Annotated in this window: 16 protein-coding genes; 12 read left to right on the top strand and 4 right to left on the bottom strand. The window is 41.4% G+C overall.

Annotated features, from left to right (window positions below; genetic code table 11):
* Positions 1–52 precede the first annotated feature (52 nt).
* The 8 genes from U2718_RS10255 (at position 53) to U2718_RS10220 (ending at position 5,256) form a co-directional block, all read left to right on the top strand.
* On the top strand, positions 53–310 hold the full coding sequence (locus U2718_RS10255) for a DUF6888 family protein (protein WP_411813264.1): 258 nt from the start codon (positions 53–55) through the stop codon (positions 308–310).
* Positions 294–542, top strand: a complete 249-nt coding sequence (locus tag U2718_RS10250; protein ID WP_341994018.1) for a DUF6887 family protein — start codon at positions 294–296, stop codon at positions 540–542. Before U2718_RS10255 ends, U2718_RS10250 begins: the two co-directional genes overlap by 17 nt.
* 35 nt (positions 543–577) lie before the next feature.
* The gene (locus U2718_RS10245) at positions 578–751 is read left to right on the top strand and encodes a type II toxin-antitoxin system HicA family toxin (RefSeq protein WP_411813260.1); all 174 of its coding nucleotides are present in this window, start codon (positions 578–580) and stop codon (positions 749–751) included.
* A 51-nt stretch (positions 752–802) separates the two neighbouring features.
* Positions 803–1,027, top strand: coding sequence for a type II toxin-antitoxin system HicB family antitoxin (locus U2718_RS10240; RefSeq protein WP_341994017.1), 225 nt, complete (start codon positions 803–805; stop codon positions 1,025–1,027).
* A gap of 155 nt (positions 1,028–1,182) precedes the next feature.
* Positions 1,183–1,662, top strand: a complete 480-nt coding sequence (locus U2718_RS10235) for a hypothetical protein (RefSeq protein ID WP_341994016.1) — start codon at positions 1,183–1,185, stop codon at positions 1,660–1,662.
* A 1,245-nt stretch (positions 1,663–2,907) separates the two neighbouring features.
* Positions 2,908–4,338, top strand: a complete 1,431-nt coding sequence (locus U2718_RS10230; protein ID WP_341994015.1) for a form I ribulose bisphosphate carboxylase large subunit — start codon at positions 2,908–2,910, stop codon at positions 4,336–4,338.
* A 96-nt stretch (positions 4,339–4,434) separates the two neighbouring features.
* A complete protein-coding gene (gene rcbX / locus U2718_RS10225) occupies positions 4,435–4,833 on the top strand; it encodes a RuBisCO chaperone RbcX (RefSeq protein WP_341994014.1) in 399 nt (132 codons plus the stop codon).
* Between the two features lie 93 nt (positions 4,834–4,926).
* Complete coding sequence (locus U2718_RS10220; protein ID WP_016875878.1) at positions 4,927–5,256, top strand: ribulose bisphosphate carboxylase small subunit; 330 nt, start codon at positions 4,927–4,929, stop codon at positions 5,254–5,256.
* A 125-nt stretch (positions 5,257–5,381) separates the two neighbouring features.
* On the opposite strand, the gene U2718_RS10215 is transcribed toward U2718_RS10220, so the two are convergent.
* On the bottom strand, positions 5,382–7,235 hold the full coding sequence (locus U2718_RS10215) for a bifunctional serine/threonine-protein kinase/formylglycine-generating enzyme family protein (RefSeq protein WP_341994013.1): 1,854 nt from the start codon (positions 7,233–7,235) through the stop codon (positions 5,382–5,384).
* Between the two features lie 348 nt (positions 7,236–7,583).
* Positions 7,584–8,393, bottom strand: coding sequence for an ABC transporter permease (locus tag U2718_RS10210; protein WP_341994012.1), 810 nt, complete (start codon positions 8,391–8,393; stop codon positions 7,584–7,586).
* 952 nt (positions 8,394–9,345) lie between these two features.
* On the opposite strand from U2718_RS10210, the gene U2718_RS10205 reads away from it, so the two are divergent.
* The 4 genes from U2718_RS10205 to U2718_RS10190 all read left to right on the top strand — a co-directional run bounded on the left by U2718_RS10205 (position 9,346) and on the right by U2718_RS10190 (position 14,627).
* Positions 9,346–9,675 carry a hypothetical protein gene (locus U2718_RS10205; protein WP_341994011.1) on the top strand — a complete coding sequence of 110 codons (330 nt, stop codon included), beginning with the start codon at positions 9,346–9,348 and terminating at the stop codon, positions 9,673–9,675.
* Positions 9,676–9,955: 280 nt separating this feature from the next.
* Positions 9,956–10,693: a hypothetical protein gene (locus tag U2718_RS10200; RefSeq protein WP_341994010.1), complete on the top strand. Its 738-nt coding sequence runs from the start codon at positions 9,956–9,958 to the stop codon at positions 10,691–10,693.
* Between the two features lie 719 nt (positions 10,694–11,412).
* Complete coding sequence (locus U2718_RS10195; protein WP_341994009.1) at positions 11,413–13,308, top strand: transketolase; 1,896 nt, start codon at positions 11,413–11,415, stop codon at positions 13,306–13,308.
* 191 nt (positions 13,309–13,499) lie between these two features.
* Positions 13,500–14,627 carry a Gfo/Idh/MocA family oxidoreductase gene (locus U2718_RS10190; protein WP_341994008.1) on the top strand — a complete coding sequence of 376 codons (1,128 nt, stop codon included), beginning with the start codon at positions 13,500–13,502 and terminating at the stop codon, positions 14,625–14,627.
* A gap of 16 nt (positions 14,628–14,643) precedes the next feature.
* Here U2718_RS10190 and U2718_RS10185 read toward each other — a convergent pair whose 3' ends face one another.
* Together U2718_RS10185 and U2718_RS10180 are read right to left on the bottom strand one after the other, a co-directional pair.
* Positions 14,644–16,188, bottom strand: coding sequence for a mercuric reductase (locus U2718_RS10185; protein ID WP_341994007.1), 1,545 nt, complete (start codon positions 16,186–16,188; stop codon positions 14,644–14,646).
* A 64-nt stretch (positions 16,189–16,252) separates the two neighbouring features.
* A partial coding sequence (locus U2718_RS10180) for a DUF1499 domain-containing protein (RefSeq protein ID WP_411813263.1) occupies positions 16,253–16,358 on the bottom strand: 106 nt, incomplete at its 5' end.

Below are 16,358 nucleotides of genomic sequence, written 5' to 3'. Positions count from 1 at the left end.
CTGTTTCTAGTAAAACCCGCAAAATATCAGATAAATTTAGTTTTTTTCACAAATTAAGGTTCTAATTAGTGAACATCTGAGGCTTACTATTATCTATGTCACAATTGAGGAACAGACAATAAACCCAACAAATGAACAAGCACAAGCCTGTGTGCGAGTCTGTCAAATGTTATCTAACACCTACAGAGATATTCACCTATTTCGTTTTGATATCCAAACTAGAGAAATATACATTTTGGCAGGCGAAAATCTTCAAATTATTGTACCCCCAAGCGGAAACTGGAGATTTTTAAATGAAACCGAATTTTGAAACAATGACTAGCAAGGAATTAATAGCTTATGTACTTGCACACCGAGAAGATGATGAGGCTATTCGGGTTCTGTTTAGTCGCCGTAATCCGCCCGACTCTGAAGCAACATGGTATGGGCCAATGGTAACTGAAAATGGTACACCAATAGAAGAAAATATTCGCATTGCAGAAGAAGCGATTAAGCGCCGCATTGAGCAAGAAAATAAAAGAAAACAAGATTCTCAAAGTTAAGGCTGACTCAAGTGCAATGAATGTAAGCTGAGTGTATGCCTAAGAAAATCAGAGAACTAAAAAGCTTGTTGCTACAAGCAGGATTTACATACCGTACTGGTAAAGGTAGCCAAACTAATTGGTATCATCCCTTGTTACCTGGGAGAGTTACTATATTAGGTAAAGATGGAAATGATGCTAAAGCTTATCAGGAGAAAGACGTTAAATAATGCACTTCAAAGGTTAGAAGAAATTAAAAAGACTCAAGGGGAAGAACAAGAATGAATTCTCACTACACGATAATTATTCAGTGGTCTGATGAAGATGAGTGTTTTGTGGTTAGTCTTCCTGAATGGGGAGAATTTTGTCATACTCACGGAGATACTTATGAAGAAGCTCTCAAAAATACTCAAGAAGTACTAGAACTTCTGATTGAGTCAGCTTTGGAAAATGGTGAACCTTTGCCAGAGCCTCAAACGCTAGGAACATCATTTAAAGTTGCATAGTGCATCAATATCTCTGAGTGTATGTGCCACTTGGCGCGATCGCTCCTCAATTGCTCTCTACATTGCCACAAAATGTGCGATCGCATTTACCTGCGGGAATCCTAAACATAGAAAACATTGCTACTTAATTCCTAGCATTACCAGGTAAATATACGATGGCATACCAAAATATCACAGCCAAGCTTTCGCCAGAAGATATCCAAGAAATCAAAGCAGCGCTACAGACAATTCAAAAAAAGCTACCTTTTCTGATTACACTCAGCACGGAAGAACGGCGCAAGCGAGTCAAAATGGGCGATAAAAGTTTAGCTTTCGTTAACAATAGCATCACTGCTGCTCAGTCTAACCCCGACATTCTCCCAGCCAGTTTTGATATTGAGGAATTTGTCCGAGATTACCAATTAGCCGCCACACTCACCGAACTGTTAATTTCAATGCGACAACTCACCGAACAGGTAGATGATACTCTACTGGCAGTTGGTAGTGAAGCCATGAGCAGCAGTTTGACAGTTTATGACTATGTCAAGACAGCTGCGAAAAAGACTCCTGGCTTAAAAACTCTTGCCGAACAATTAGGAGAACGCTTTAAAGCGATCGGCAAAAGTAAAATTACTAAAGCTGCATCTGGTTCTTGATATGTTAATACTCGTCGATGAGTCTTGGAATCTCATTCATCAATCTTAGATACTCGTCGATGAGTCTTTAAGCCTCGTTCATCAATCTCACACACTCATCGATGAGTCTTTGAACATCGTTCATCAATCCCAGATACTCGTCGATGAGTTTTTGAACCTCGTCCATCAGTCTCAAATATTCGTCGATGAGTCTTTAAAACTCGTCCATCAATCTCAGATACTCGTCGATGAGTCTTTGAACCTCGTCCATCAGCCTTGTATCACATCCGGCAGTTATGTTCACATCTTACACCTCGCCCCTAAAACGCCTGGTAGACGCCCAAAGGGCGGCTTCCCGTAGGGTACTTAAGTTCCTCTCTTATAGTTCAAGTCAGTTAAAACTGACTTTAGCTTTTAGCCAAGAAATTTATTTGTTGGCGGACAAGAGCATAAATGCAAGACGCCCATGTGATTAAATTACACAACAAAGAATGAAAATCTCTTTCCCTGTTTCCCCAACTCTATTCTCTATTCTCTGTCTCACATAATACTGACAGTTTGTAAAGCAACTTTAACAAAATGTTAAATCAGTATTTAATAAAAAATTTAAATATAAAAGTTAAGAAGATTGAAAGAATAACTTATTACATTCTTGATATATTGTGAAACAAGTTACAAATTTACGTGGTATGCAATTAGTGTTTCACTCACTGCTCCTCTAAATACAAGCCAATTTAAAGTTTTTCCTGGTCTCTACCCACTAATTGGGAGAGTTTTGGGTGTGAAAAAGCAGGAGACTAGCTACTTCTTGCCAGTCAGTCCCCAGAAGCAAAGCAGTTGTTGCTCTACTCTTCGCTGTCAGTGAAAGCAGGGGAGAGATTGCTAGGGGAATAAGAAAAGCCATGTGCTCGCTACATCGCGAAGTTAAATGGCACCCCAAAAATCGATTGGAGCGCGAGGAACAAATAAAAAATTAAGTTTTACTCCTGGGATGTAGGAAAGGTAAAAGCATACAAATGTGCGCTTTTACAAAGGAAAAACACCGATGGGAAGATCTCGCTTGAAGCCATCAAGGGCTGTGACTCTTGTGCTGACTTGGTAAGAGTTTCCATCTGGGGAAAAGCGCTGCTAATTTTTGAAGCGCGATCGCTCCAAGGTAAAAATTTCCTATCCTCCCCTTTTAGCAAGGGAAGCAGGAGAGTTAAGAGGAAATTGCACGCAACGTAGATTTTGTAAGTAGAAAGAGTGACTTCTTGGAAGGGAATTATGTCTTACGCTCAAACGAAGACTCAGACAAAAGCAGGGTATCAAGCTGGGGTAAAAGATTATAGACTTACCTATTACACCCCCGATTACACACCAAAAGATACAGACATTCTGGCGGCATTCCGGGTTACGCCTCAGCCTGGAGTTCCCTTTGAAGAAGCAGGTGCGGCTGTAGCGGCTGAGTCTTCCACTGGTACTTGGACAACCGTTTGGACAGACTTGCTCACCGACCTAGATCGCTACAAAGGTCGTTGCTACGATATCGAACCAGTTCGGGGTGAAGATAACCAATTTATTGCTTATATTGCTTATCCCCTAGATCTGTTTGAAGAAGGTTCTGTAACCAACATGTTTACCTCTATTGTCGGTAACGTGTTTGGTTTTAAAGCTCTGAAGGCTCTGCGTTTGGAAGACTTGCGGATTCCTGTCGCTTATTTGAAGACTTTCCAAGGGCCTCCCCACGGTATCCAAGTTGAGCGTGACAAAATTAATAAGTACGGTCGTCCTTTGTTGGGTTGTACAATTAAGCCCAAGTTGGGTCTGTCTGCGAAGAACTACGGACGTGCTGTTTACGAGTGCTTGCGTGGTGGTTTGGACTTCACCAAAGACGACGAAAACATCAACTCTGCACCTTTCCAACGGTGGCGCGATCGCTTCTTGTTTGTTGCTGATGCGATCCACAAATCTCAAGCGGAAACAGGTGAAATTAAAGGTCACTACCTCAACGTTACCGCTCCTACCTGCGAAGAAATGTTGAAGCGGGCGCAGTTCGCAAAAGAACTCAACATGCCCATCATCATGCATGACTATTTAACTGCTGGTTTCACCGCTAACACCACCTTGGCTCGTTGGTGCCGTGACAACGGTTTGTTGCTCCACATTCACCGGGCGATGCACGCGGTAATCGACCGTCAAAAGAACCACGGTATCCACTTCCGTGTTTTGGCTAAAGCTCTGCGGATGTCTGGCGGTGACCACATCCACACTGGTACCGTAGTTGGTAAGTTGGAAGGCGATCGCGCGATCACAATGGGTTTTGTTGATCTGTTGCGCGAAAACTATGTTGAACAAGACAAATCTCGCGGTATCTACTTCACCCAAGATTGGGCTTCTATGCCTGGTGTAATGGCAGTTGCTTCTGGTGGTATCCACGTATGGCACATGCCAGCTCTCGTAGAAATCTTCGGTGATGACTCCGTACTGCAATTCGGTGGTGGTACTCTTGGTCACCCGTGGGGTAACGCCCCCGGTGCAACCGCTAACCGTGTCGCTCTGGAAGCTTGTATCCAAGCTCGTAACGAAGGTCGCGACTTGGCTCGTGAAGGTAACGATGTTATCCGCGAAGCCGCTAAGTGGAGTCCTGAATTGGCAGCTGCTTGCGAACTGTGGAAAGAAATTAAGTTCGAGTTTGAGGCAGTTGATACCGTCTGATCGTCATGTGAAAAGTAAAAAGGTAAAAGGTAAAAGAAAATAATTCTTTTTACTTTTTACTCTTGACTTTTTACTTATTTGGTGCTGGGGTCAGGCATGAATCTAAAACAAATTGCAAAAGACACAGCTAAGACGCTGCAAAGCTACCTGACTTATCAGGCGCTAAAGACAGTGTTAAATCAGCTCGGTGAAACAAATCCTCCCTTGGCACTTTGGCTGCAACGCTTTTCTGCCGACAAGATTCAGGACAGCGAAACATACCTTCAAAGCCTGTTTCAAGAGAAAGCAGATTTGGCATTGCGGATCATGACAGTCAGAGAACATATAGCAGAGGAAATCACCGAATACTTACCGGAGATGGTTCGTACTGGCATTCAACAAGCCAATATGGAACACCGTCGGCAGCATCTAGAGCGCATTACGCAAATTAATGTGTCTAACCCCAGTCCTCAATCAGAACAGCAAGCCACTTCAGATCCGAACAGTGAACAGTAAACAGTCAACAGGGAACAGTAGACAGTGAAAAAATTAATAACTGGTAACTGATAACTGTTAACTGATGTAAACTACTACTCATTATCATTAGCTATGCAAACCTTACCAAAAGAGCGTCGTTACGAAACCCTTTCTTACCTGCCTCCTCTGAGCGATGCTCAAATCGCTAAACAGATCCAGTACATCCTCAATCAAGGTTATATCCCAGCGATTGAGTTCAACGAAACCTCAGAGCCTACAGAATATTACTGGACACTGTGGAAACTACCTTTGTTCAACGCTAGAAGCACTCAAGAAGTACTGAGCGAAGTTCAAGCTTGCCGTTCTCAGTATCCCAACTTCTTCATCCGCGTTGTTGGTTTTGACAACATCAAGCAGTGCCAAATTCTCAGCTTTATCGTTCACAAACCCAGCAGATACTAAAGCTGACGAGCTTTAACTGATTGACATATCTCCCTAATAAGAGAGGTAGTGAATTCTACCTCTCTTATTTATATAAGAAAAACTAATCTTTAGTGCTGCTCTAACCAAGTAATGCGATCGCGTATTTAAGGATCAAAAAAAGCAGCTACAACCCGAAAACCACAGAGCCGCAATCCACCATCCGCTTCATTCCAGCTACGGCTAGTACTGCGACATGATTCCGCGCTAAAACTCCAAGAGCCACCGCGTAATACCCGCCGATGCATGTCTCCCCCTGCTTCCCAAATCGATCCATCAGTGGGAGCGCCATCGTAATTTTTATGCCAAGGATCGGCACACCATTCCCAAACTAATCCATGCATATCATACAAACCAAAGGCATTTGCTAAACCAAATTGACCTACAGGAGTAGTTTCTTTGCGGTGTTTACTTCTTGCTTCTGGTGAGTCGCCACTACTGCAATTTGCTAATTCGGTAGTTATGATTTCACCAAAGTGGAAAGGTGTTGTTGTACCAGCACGACAAGCATATTCCCATTCTGCCTCACTAGGTAGACGATAGTGTCGTCCCGTTTTTTTACACAATCGAGCGCAAAATTCAACTGCTTCGTGCCAAGATACGTTTTCAACTGGGCGATTTGCACCTCTAAATTTAGATGGATAGGGATTTAAAGATTGTTTAATTTTGGGTAAGGCTGCTACCGCTCTCCACTGGGTTTGGGTAACAGGATATTTTCCCATAAAAAAAGGTTTAACGGAAACTGGATGTTGTGGACGTTCGTCAGCATTTCCTTCGTCTTCTTTAGAACCCATCATAAAATTACCGCCAGGAATAGCAACCATTTCTATATTTACTGCGTGTCCTAAGTATTCTGAATAGTACTTAGCGATGCGATGGTTACGGCTAATCACCCTGGCAGCAGCGTCTACTGTGACTACTTCAAACTCAAAGGTTTCTAAGGTGGTAAAGGCGGTGGTAAAAGCTAAGTTACTTGTTTGTGGCGTTGTAGTCGGAAATTCTGGTTGGAAAAGAGTTAACATCTGTGATGTCAAAGATAGCCTTTTCGGATTCAAGTCTTTGAGAACTTCTGTTGCTGATTGATATCTTTCTGATGCTGGGTTTTTCAACAATTTATCTAGAATTTGCCCCAAATCGTCACTGAGTGTTACACCTTTTTCCTGTAGAGTCTCGCGCCACAGCCATTTTCCACTCATGGGATCGTAAAGGCGATCGCGAATCTGTCCGTAAGCATCTCGTATAGGTAAACATTGAGTTAAAAGCCGCGCACAGGTAACACCCAAGGCGTATAAATCACTCGCATGACAAGCAAATCCAGCCATTTGCTCGTTCGGTGCATAACCAACTGTATAAAGTACCGTAGCTTGCCGAGCTAAACTAGTTTGCGTTACCTGCTTGGCACCACCAAAATCAATTAATACTAGCTTGCCATCAATTTGACGACGGATAATATTTTCTGGTTTGATATCTCGATGAATAACGTTGCGCGAATGAATAAATTGGAGAACTGGCAATAAATCAGCCAAAACATCCCGAATTTGTTCTTCGCTAAAGGCTTGTTGCTGAACTTCTGCTAAGAGTGTATCTCCTTGAATAAATTCCTGAACGAGATACAAACTTGTACCTTGTTCAAAATAGGCAAGCAGTCTGGGAATTTGCAGGTGATTCTCTCCTAGTTCATATAACCGAAAAGCCTCTTCTTTAAATAATTCTGCTGCTTTAGTACGCTCGGAAGTACCATGAACTTGTGGGAAAAATTGCTTGATGACACAAGGAGCATTAAGTCTATCAACGTCTTCTGCTGCATAAGTTCTGCTAAAACCGCCTTCACCTAATAATCTCGATACACTGTAGCGGTTTCGCAGCAATGCGCCAAAGTTACTTTGTCCACAACTAATGCAAAATCTATTGCCATCAGCGTTGAAGGGATTTGAGCAATTGAGATTTTGGCAGATTTGCATATTGGTGCCGGAGATTGCATCTTTATCCAGAGTATGCCCAGTACTATCTACTTGAAGATATGTAAATAAATAAACATAAGGATGTATTCACCTGCGTTTACTCACACATCGGGTCTTACAGATGAATCAATCCATTTTATTTGTATACCTATACTTAGAACTAGAACTTTTTAAATAAAAATAAATATGGACACGATTTTCCTTCGTAAAGGAATAATAATCTGAAGTGGTTAATGTTGTCAAGTGCTCGTAGAGAGCGAGAGGGAGAGACGCGGAAGGGGACAAGGGGAGGAATAGACAAGCAACCTATTAACTACTAACCACTAACCACTAACCACTAAATACTAACTATTGACTTTCTTGTTCAGAAGAAGCGCGAATTAATTCAGCAACGAAAGCAACAATGGCAGATACTAAGATTAAAATGACGCTCAGAGCATTAATATCGGGTTTGACTCCGGTTCTAATGCGGCTAAAAATTTCCATTGGTAAGGTGCTAGAACCGCTACCAGCTGTAAAGCTGGCAATGAGAAAGTCATCTAAGCTAAGGACAAAGGCTAACAAACAACCAGCGATAATCCCAGGCATTAGCTGGGGTAATAGGACTTTTAGAAAAGCTTGTACTGGTGTAGCTCCTAAATCCAGTGCTGCTTCTTCTAAGTGGGGATCTAAGTTAGTAAGCCTTGAAGAAACAACCAAAGCAACGTAAGCAAGACAAAACACTACATGTGCCGCGACAATAGTCCATACACTGAGGGGAATGGCAAAAGCTGCAAGAAAAACTAAAGTAGCAACAGCGATCGCAATATCGGGAATAATCAACGGTAGGTAAGAAATACCACGATACAACGCCTTACCTGAAAATTGATAACGTGTCAATCCCACTGCCATCAAAGTCCCCAGCAGCGCTGAAATTCCCACAGCAGTAAAGGCTACTATTAAACTATTTTGTAAAGCCAATAGAATCCGCTCATCACGGAATAAGTTGCGATACCAATCGAAGGTAAACCCTTGCCATGTAGCACTATAAGGCGACTTGTTGAAGCTGTAAAAAGCAAGTACCAGAATTGGTAAGTACATGAAAATAAACATTAACTGCGAGAAAACCGCCTGCCATGATAAGACACGCGGTTTAGTCGGAGATGGAGATATATTCACGTTGTATGGTTTTGACTTAGTTTTCTTATGACTTGCCTTTATACTCTATTTAAGGGAAAAAGTCAATAGTGACCACCCCCCTTCGGGGCGGGTGTAGGGGTGTAGGGGAGCCACTGCGGTGGACGGGTTTCCCGGCATAAAGCATGTGGCGTTGTAGGGTAAAGCGATTAGCCCCAAAGAAAAGGATGCAAGCCCCTGCTTTTAAGCATGGAGAAGAAAAGAAGATGTATTTCTCGTACTACGTATCTCGAAATACGGCGTCCTTGTTTCAAGCCCCTAAATTTATTTATGGGTTCCCTTACACCCCTATACCCTTATCCCCTTACACCCCTAATTCTTGACTATTCTTCGGTATTTATTAGGAGATTTGGAAGCAGAGACGTGATTACGTATTGAATCTGTAACACAATTCCTATAATACACAACCAACTACTAACGATTCTTCCTAACGAATTTGTAACGCTATCAGTCATTTCTGTACATCTACAAACTTGACTATGGATAGTTGAAATCCAGAGGGAATAATTATGTGTGATCGCGGGTGATTTAACAAATAAATTTATTGTCATAGTGTTCCCTTATCCGCACTTTAGACAAAAGACATATATCAGAAGAATGAGCTTCAAATTCCTCAGATTATAAATCAATTATTTTGTTAAAAATCTGAAAAATTAGAGATATTAAAACTTTTAGTATATACAAATAATTATTAATAAAGGGTGTTATTACTACAGGGATAAAGTAACCGTAATATCGTAACGGAAACTGCTAAGGCTGCAACTCCCTCACCGCTAAGTGTCTAATGCCCTCTACCTTCAGCCCTATTTTTAAGACAGTCCGTCATATCTGCTTAAAAACAAACTCTCTCTGACGAAAGAGTCAATTAAAATTTTGATTGTCTAGAGTGATTGTAGTCATACATAAACCAACAGTCACATCAAAAAATAGCTTTATGAATAGTCAGATAGACAGTCCAATAAATCAACCAGTAAGTGAAGATTGGCATTCCCAAGAAGAGCCGAACGTTAAGGAAAGAAACTTAACGGTAAATCCAGGAGATAGGATTGCCCATCGCCCTCAAAACATCGAAGAGAAAGCAAAACAAGTAGCTGTAGATGTTCCTGACATTACAGGAGACTGGATTAAAGTTCCCACTTACTTTATTGTCGAATATCCAAATGGAGAAAAAAAGGCGCTCCACCATGTCAAAGACGCCGAAGAAATTTCTGATGTAATCCGGCAAGCGCGAGTTGATGAAAACGGAAATCGAATTTGGTGGTAGTACCTACACTTATATGTCATGAGGCTTACTTCAATTAATAAGTCTGACTTCATATATACGGTTGAGTAAGCCTCAAAATTATTTTTGACTATGATTTGCCTTGCTGGTAATTAATTTTAGGTAATTACAACTAAAGTTAACTTCTTATCTATTAGGACTTACGCAAAATTCCTCTAAAACTATCTTTTCTCCGTGTTCTCTAAGTTCTCTGTGGTTGATTCTTCCGTAAGTCATACGTAAGTCCTGTCTATACTATCTAAATTATGGAGTGTTATTAAAAATGGTCACCACTATAGTTGGAAATAAATTTAGTTATCTAAGTACACAAGAACTCAAACATGAACTACTGGAACTAGTTAGAGATAGAGATGCAGAAAATTTAAAGACTAAAGTCAAATTTTATCAAGAGGAATTACAGCCGTATTTTGAAGAATTGATACAGCGTAATCCATTTCCTGTAGTTGAAGAACAATTGCCAGTTGTACTTGGGGTTTGGACACCAGTATGGTCTACCATACCTTTTCATGACATTTTACCAGGACGGATACGCGAACAATCTTACCAAATTTTTCATGATGATGGTTTGTACGCTAATATCGCTCGTTTTGCACCAGGTCAACAGTCTTCTTTCTGGAAAAATGTGACTTCAAAGTTACCTACTTATGATTTTATGGTAATGCAAAAATATGCAGTTTGCGATCATGATTGGCGGATTCAAAATGTAGGTATTTTCCAGGCTTTTAGGAATCGAGAAATTCCTCTGAATATTGACGATGCAGATGATTGGTTTACAAATGTAGTTAATTCCAAGATTAAGCAAGCTTTACAAACAGGAGGTTTACCAAAAGCACTCAAATTAGAAAATCTGGACAAAAATACTATTAAGAAATTTGAGAAAACATATTTAGCCACCCCCTTGTTGGAGCATGTATATGTAGACCATGAGTTAAGATTAGTGAAAACTCAAAGAGAACCATCACAACGACCAAGTTACACAATTGCGATTCGGAGGCGATAATATATAGAATTGCCACAACGATAAGTTCGTGGCACTGGTAGATAAAGGTACTTGCTGTTTCTTACTTCAAGATGACGAAATACTAGAGTCTCCTCTTCCAATAATTCTATGTTCACATAGTTAGAATTTACGCATGAGTCACGGAATAATAAAACCACAGAGAATACTGAGTAATACGGAGTAAGAAGAGTTAAAAAGGTATTTTGCGTAAGTCCTGATAGTTTAGGAGAGCGAGGCTCTAAATTATAAATATACTTTTAAATAAAGTTTTCCGAAAAAACAAAATTTATCATATTTGAATTAAGATTGTTTTTAAATTGAAAGCATATTATTTCTATGTTCAATCTATCAAGAAAATATTTTTTAGAAGTGCATAATCTTCTCAGTCGCTAGGAGGATGGAGTTATGTTAAACAGTATTTAATTTAGAAGGAAGATATCTGTCAAAAGTAGACTCTGTTCTTTTAATAAAAAAATTATAACAGGTAGGCTTTGAGAAACCTGCTTCTCATGGCATCTTTTAAAACTGATAATTAGTAGTTTATTAGTAGTTGTATGTAAAATCATCCAACCACTACTAACAAACCTCATTGTTATGTTTATTTAAGCCCAGTTACTTACTAACTTGTTTTGTTTAACCAATGCCAGCTTCCTAGCTTGTGGACAACTGGTGCTGGTTTTCAATGTGAATACTTTGTGCCTCAATGAGGAAATTTGGTTATGGCTACCGCTGAACAACTGCAAGCATGGCATGAACTAGCGCAGCAACTTCGTATAGATAGTATTCGCGCCACAACTGCTGCCGGATCAGGACATCCAACTTCTTCAATGTCTGCTGCTGACTTAATGGCAGTACTATTGTCGAATTACCTGCGTTACGACTTCGGCAATCCGGATTATGCCAACAATGATCGCCTGATTTTTTCTAAAGGCCATGCTTCACCCTTACTATACGCCTTATACAAAGCCGCAGGAGCTATTTCTGATGCAGAGTTAATGTCACTGCGTCAGTTTGGTAGTCCTTTGCAAGGACATCCTGTTCCCGTCTTACCTTGGGTAGATGTGGCCACTGGTTCCCTCGGACAAGGATTACCTATGGGTGTTGGTGTAGGTTTAGCAGGAGAGTATCTTGACCAATTGTCTTACCGTATCTGGATACTGCTGGGTGATAGCGAAATGTCTGAGGGTTCGGTTTGGGAAGCTTTTGAACTGGCAGGACATTACAAGCTGTCAAATTTAGTTGCCATTATTGATGTTAATCGCTTGGGGCAACGTGGACAAACAATGTTGGGGTGGAATACTCAAGCATATTGCGATCGCGCTAAAGCTTTTGGTTGGAATGTGATTGAAATTGACGGACACAATTTAACAGAAATTGACGAAGCTTACGCCGAAGTTGCTAGAAATACTGCCTGTCCAACAGCAATTGTAGCGCGAACCATCAAAGGTAAAGGAGTAAAAGCTTTTGAGGATATTGGTGGTTGGCATGGTAAAGCACTACCAGAAGAGGAAGCCAAAGGTGCGATCGCCGAACTTGGTGGTGAACGTCAGATCACAATTGAAGTAGAAAAACCCGAAACTCAAGCTAAACCAGCTTCTATTGATAAATCGGTAGCATTGGAACTGCCAATCTACAAACAGGGTAATTCCATTGCCACGCGCAAAGCTTACGGTGAAGCACTCAAAGCACTGGGAGCAGCTAGACATGATGTAGTTGTTCTTGATGCTGAAGTCAGTAATTCCACTTATGCTGAAGACTTTGCCGCGGCTTATCCAGACCGCTATTTCGAGATGTACATTGCCGAACAGCAAATGGTAGCAGCAGCAGTAGGCTTACAAGTACGAAAATACAAACCTTTTGCTTCTACCTTTGCAGCCTTTTTCACCCGTGCTTACGATTTTATCCGCATGGCAGCTATCTCTCGTGCCAATATTAACCTAGTGGGTTCCCATGCAGGCGTATCAATTGGTGAAGATGGCCCCTCTCAGATGGGATTAGAAGATATTGCATCTTTGCAGGCAGTATGGAATAGTACCATCCTTTATCCGTGCGATGGTAATCAAACAGCTAAATTGGTAGCTCAAATGGCTGATTGCAAAGGTATTGTTTACCTGCGAACAACCCGGATGAAAACTCCAGTGATTTATAGTCCTGACGAGGAATTTCCAATTGGAGGTTGTAAAGTCATCCGTAGTTCTAATCGCGACCAAGTAACAGTTGTTGGCGCAGGTGTAACTTTACACGAAACCCTGAAGGCGTATGAAGAACTTAATCATCAAGGCATTTCTATACGTGTGATTGACCTCTACTCAGTCAAACCAATTGATGCACAAACTCTTTACCAAGCAGTTAGTGATACGAACGGCAACTTGATTTTAGTAGAAGACCACTGGAGTGAAGGCGGATTGGGCGCAGCAGTACTGGAAGCTTTTGCTGGTACTGAAACTGCACCTAATTATGCAGGGCCAAAGTTACGAGTCGTTCACTTGGCAGTACGAGAAATGCCTGGCTCAGGTACACCGGAAGAATTGCTACACGCCGCCAAAATAGATGCAGATGCAATTATTGCTGCTGCAAAATCTTTACTCAAACAAACAGTAGGAGCATCTGCTTAAAAGAAAATAAACTTCACAATTAACTAGCAAGTATATACGAATCCGATTTGATTACTGAAAAAAATTAAGTCTAACGCACCCAACCCTTGAAAACGGTGCGTTACGCTCCGCAAGCAGACACCCTACGTGTTTTTCAAAAATCAAATATGAGTCCTATATAAACGTAAATTTTGCCTCTGGAGGTAAAAAAAATGACAAACACACACCAAACTAACGATAAAAGCAAAGTTCGTTATGCTGTGATTGGGCTAGGTTGGATTGCTCAAGAAACAGTTCTACCCGCCTTTGCCAACGCTGAAAACTCTGAATTGGTAGCATTGTTTTCTGAAGATGAAGTCAAACGTAAGGAACTGAGCGAAAAGTATGGAGTTCCTGCTTTCACCTACGAAGAATACGAAGCCTTTTTAAGAAGTGGTGCAGCTGATGCAGTGTATATTGCTCTGCCCAATCATCTGCATTGTGAATATACTGTGAAAGCAGCAAATGCCGGAGTGCATATACTTTGCGAAAAGCCAATGGCAGTAACAGAACAAGAATGTGAACAAATGATTCGTGCTGCCAAAGACAATAATGTCAAATTAATGATTGCTTATCGCTTGCACTTTGACAAAGCAAATATGCAGGCAGTGGAAATTCTCAAATCAGGGAAAATTGGTGAACCCCGCATTTTTAACTCTGTATTTTCTCAGGAGGTTGTTGAAGGTAACGTTCGGCTAGAACCAATTTCCAATGGTGGTGGAACGGTTTACGACATGGGCATCTACTGTATCAATGCTGCTCGTTACCTATTTCAAGATGAACCAACAGAAGTTGTTGCTTTCTGTGCTAATAACGGTGAAAAGCGTTTTGAAGAAGCTGACGAAATGACTAGTGCGATTCTACGTTTTCCTGGTGATAAGCTGGCAACTTTTACTTCTAGCTTTGGCGTTGCACCAGTTTCTACTTTGCAAGTATCGGGAACCAAAGGTGACTTGCGGATGGATTCGGCATATTCCTATCAAGGAGAATTAAAGCAGCAAATTACCATCAATAACGAGACGCAAGAACAATCTTTTCCCGCCGGAGATCAATTCGCCGCAGAAATCGTCTACTTCTCAGATTGCGTGTTAACTGGTAAAGATCCAGAACCATCTGGTGAAGAAGGATTGGCTGATGTTCGCATTATCCGTGCAATTATTGCATCAGCACAAACAGGTAAACCAGTGCAACTTCATCAGTTCCAAGAGCAAACAAGACCAACTGCTGAACAGGTAATTCAGCGTCCAGCTAGCGAACAGCCAGATTTAGTTAATGCTGCTGATCCTTCAGGAAAGTCTTAATTGAACTATTATCTGGCTAGCGCCTCCACGCTAGCCAAGTAGAGGTTAATTTTTTCACCATAGGAGTCAAACGGTTACGGCTGTAGGCATCGGCAGCTTTGCGAATCGCTTCTGCTTGGGTGGGGTAGGGGTGAATTGTTTTAGCGATCGCTCCTAATCCCAAATTATTCGTCATTGCCAGAGTAACTTCGTTAATCATCTCTCCGGCATGACGTGCCACTAGTGTTGCTCCTAAAATTTTGTCGGTGCCTTTTTTGACATGAATTTTGATAAATCCTTCCGCTTCACCATCGATAATTGCTCTGTCTACGGTGTTGAGGAGAATATGAAATGTATCAATTTCGATGCCTTTTTTCTCAGCTTCTTGGGGATAGATGCCAACATGGGCAATCTCTGGATCGGTGTAAGTACACCAAGGCATGGTTAGTGAACTCAGTTTTTTTTGTCCCAATCCCAAAATAGAAAAGAGCGAATTTTGAACTACGATTCGGGCTGCCGCATCCGCAGCGTGAGTATATTTCCACTTCATGCAGACATCTCCCACTGCGTAGATGCGGGGATTAGTTGTCTGGAGATAATCGTTAATAATTACCCCCTGTTTTTGGTCAAATTTGACACTCACAATCTCTAAATTCAAATCTTCAACATTAGGCGATCGCCCCACACTTACAAGAATGTCATCTACTATAAGTTTTTCTTGCTGTCCGTTTACCTCGTAGCAGATAATTTTTTCTGTATCCTGACGTTCTACGCGTTTAATATTGGCTTCCAGAATCAACTGAATACCTTCACTGATAAATGTTGCTTGGATAATTGTTGCTGCGTCTGCATCTTCGTGAGTTAGTAAACGAGGGCCTCTTTGCAGCAAAATAACTTGTGAACCTAAACGACAAAAAGTTTGAGCTAATTCACAACCAATATAACCTCCACCAATGACAGCTAGGCGATTTGGTCGTTTTGTTAGGGAAAACACGGTTTCGTTAGTTAAATAACCTGTTTCTTCTAAGCCCTCAATTGATAGTTTTTGAGGATATGAACCAGTAGCAATTACTGCCTTTTTAAAGCGCAAAATTTGCTGTGCTACTTGTACCGTATTCGGACTAGAAAAATATGCTTGGCCAAAAAATACGTCTACTCCAAACTCTTGCTGAAATCGCTTGGCAGAATCATTGGGGCTAATTTCTGCGCGTACGCGTCGCAATCTTTCCATCACCGCCGGAAAGTCAATGTCAGTTTGGGAAGAAGTGCCAATGCCAAACTTTTCCGCATACTTAATATCCGCAACTACACGCGCCGAGCGAATCATTGATTTTGACGGTACACAACCCACGTTTGTACAATCGCCACCCATCAGGTACTTTTCCACCAAAGCCACCTTGGCACCTAACAAAGCTGCACCCGCTGCCGTCACCAATCCAGCAGTACCCGCACCAATCACCACCAAGTTATAGCAAGAGGCTGGTTCTGGGTTAACCCAATCTGGAGGATGAAGATTTTCAATCAACTCCTGGTTATAACGATCCATAGGTGGAACTGTTATGGGTGGGATTACTGCCTTCATAACTTGTCATTTTTTGAAACAACAGCTGACTATCCTATAGTCTGAGGCATACCTTCCCCTCTAGCTAACGACGGTTTTGTTGCATCTCGTTTAACTTTGCTCTAATTGTCTCTACACGTTGACGATTCACACCCAAATCGCTTTGGCCTAAACGCGAAGCAGAACGAACA

Origin of the sequence: Chlorogloeopsis sp. ULAP02, from assembly GCF_038404745.2 — a bacterium.
Taxonomy (GTDB): Bacteria; Cyanobacteriota; Cyanobacteriia; order Cyanobacteriales; family Nostocaceae; genus Chlorogloeopsis.
The sequence above is the reverse complement of the archived record's forward strand: the minus strand, read 5'-3'. Positions and strand labels throughout refer to the sequence as shown.

Bases quoted from the DNA above. Each gene is read 5' to 3' on its own strand.
- U2718_RS10250 (WP_341994018.1), top strand. From the start codon at position 294: ATGAAACCGAATTTTGAAACAATGACTAGCAAGGAATTAATAGCTTAT.
- U2718_RS10245 (WP_411813260.1), top strand. From the start codon at position 578: ATGCCTAAGAAAATCAGAGAACTAAAAAGCTTGTTGCTACAAGCAGGA.
- U2718_RS10240 (WP_341994017.1), top strand. From the start codon at position 803: ATGAATTCTCACTACACGATAATTATTCAGTGGTCTGATGAAGATGAG.
- U2718_RS10235 (WP_341994016.1), top strand. From the start codon at position 1,183: ATGGCATACCAAAATATCACAGCCAAGCTTTCGCCAGAAGATATCCAA.
- U2718_RS10230 (WP_341994015.1), top strand. From the start codon at position 2,908: ATGTCTTACGCTCAAACGAAGACTCAGACAAAAGCAGGGTATCAAGCT.
- rcbX (WP_341994014.1), top strand. From the start codon at position 4,435: ATGAATCTAAAACAAATTGCAAAAGACACAGCTAAGACGCTGCAAAGC.
- U2718_RS10220 (WP_016875878.1), top strand. From the start codon at position 4,927: ATGCAAACCTTACCAAAAGAGCGTCGTTACGAAACCCTTTCTTACCTG.
- U2718_RS10215 (WP_341994013.1), bottom strand. From the start codon at position 7,235: ATGCAAATCTGCCAAAATCTCAATTGCTCAAATCCCTTCAACGCTGAT.
- U2718_RS10205 (WP_341994011.1), top strand. From the start codon at position 9,346: ATGAATAGTCAGATAGACAGTCCAATAAATCAACCAGTAAGTGAAGAT.
- U2718_RS10200 (WP_341994010.1), top strand. From the start codon at position 9,956: ATGGTCACCACTATAGTTGGAAATAAATTTAGTTATCTAAGTACACAA.
- U2718_RS10195 (WP_341994009.1), top strand. From the start codon at position 11,413: ATGGCTACCGCTGAACAACTGCAAGCATGGCATGAACTAGCGCAGCAA.
- U2718_RS10190 (WP_341994008.1), top strand. From the start codon at position 13,500: ATGACAAACACACACCAAACTAACGATAAAAGCAAAGTTCGTTATGCT.
- U2718_RS10185 (WP_341994007.1), bottom strand. From the start codon at position 16,188: ATGAAGGCAGTAATCCCACCCATAACAGTTCCACCTATGGATCGTTAT.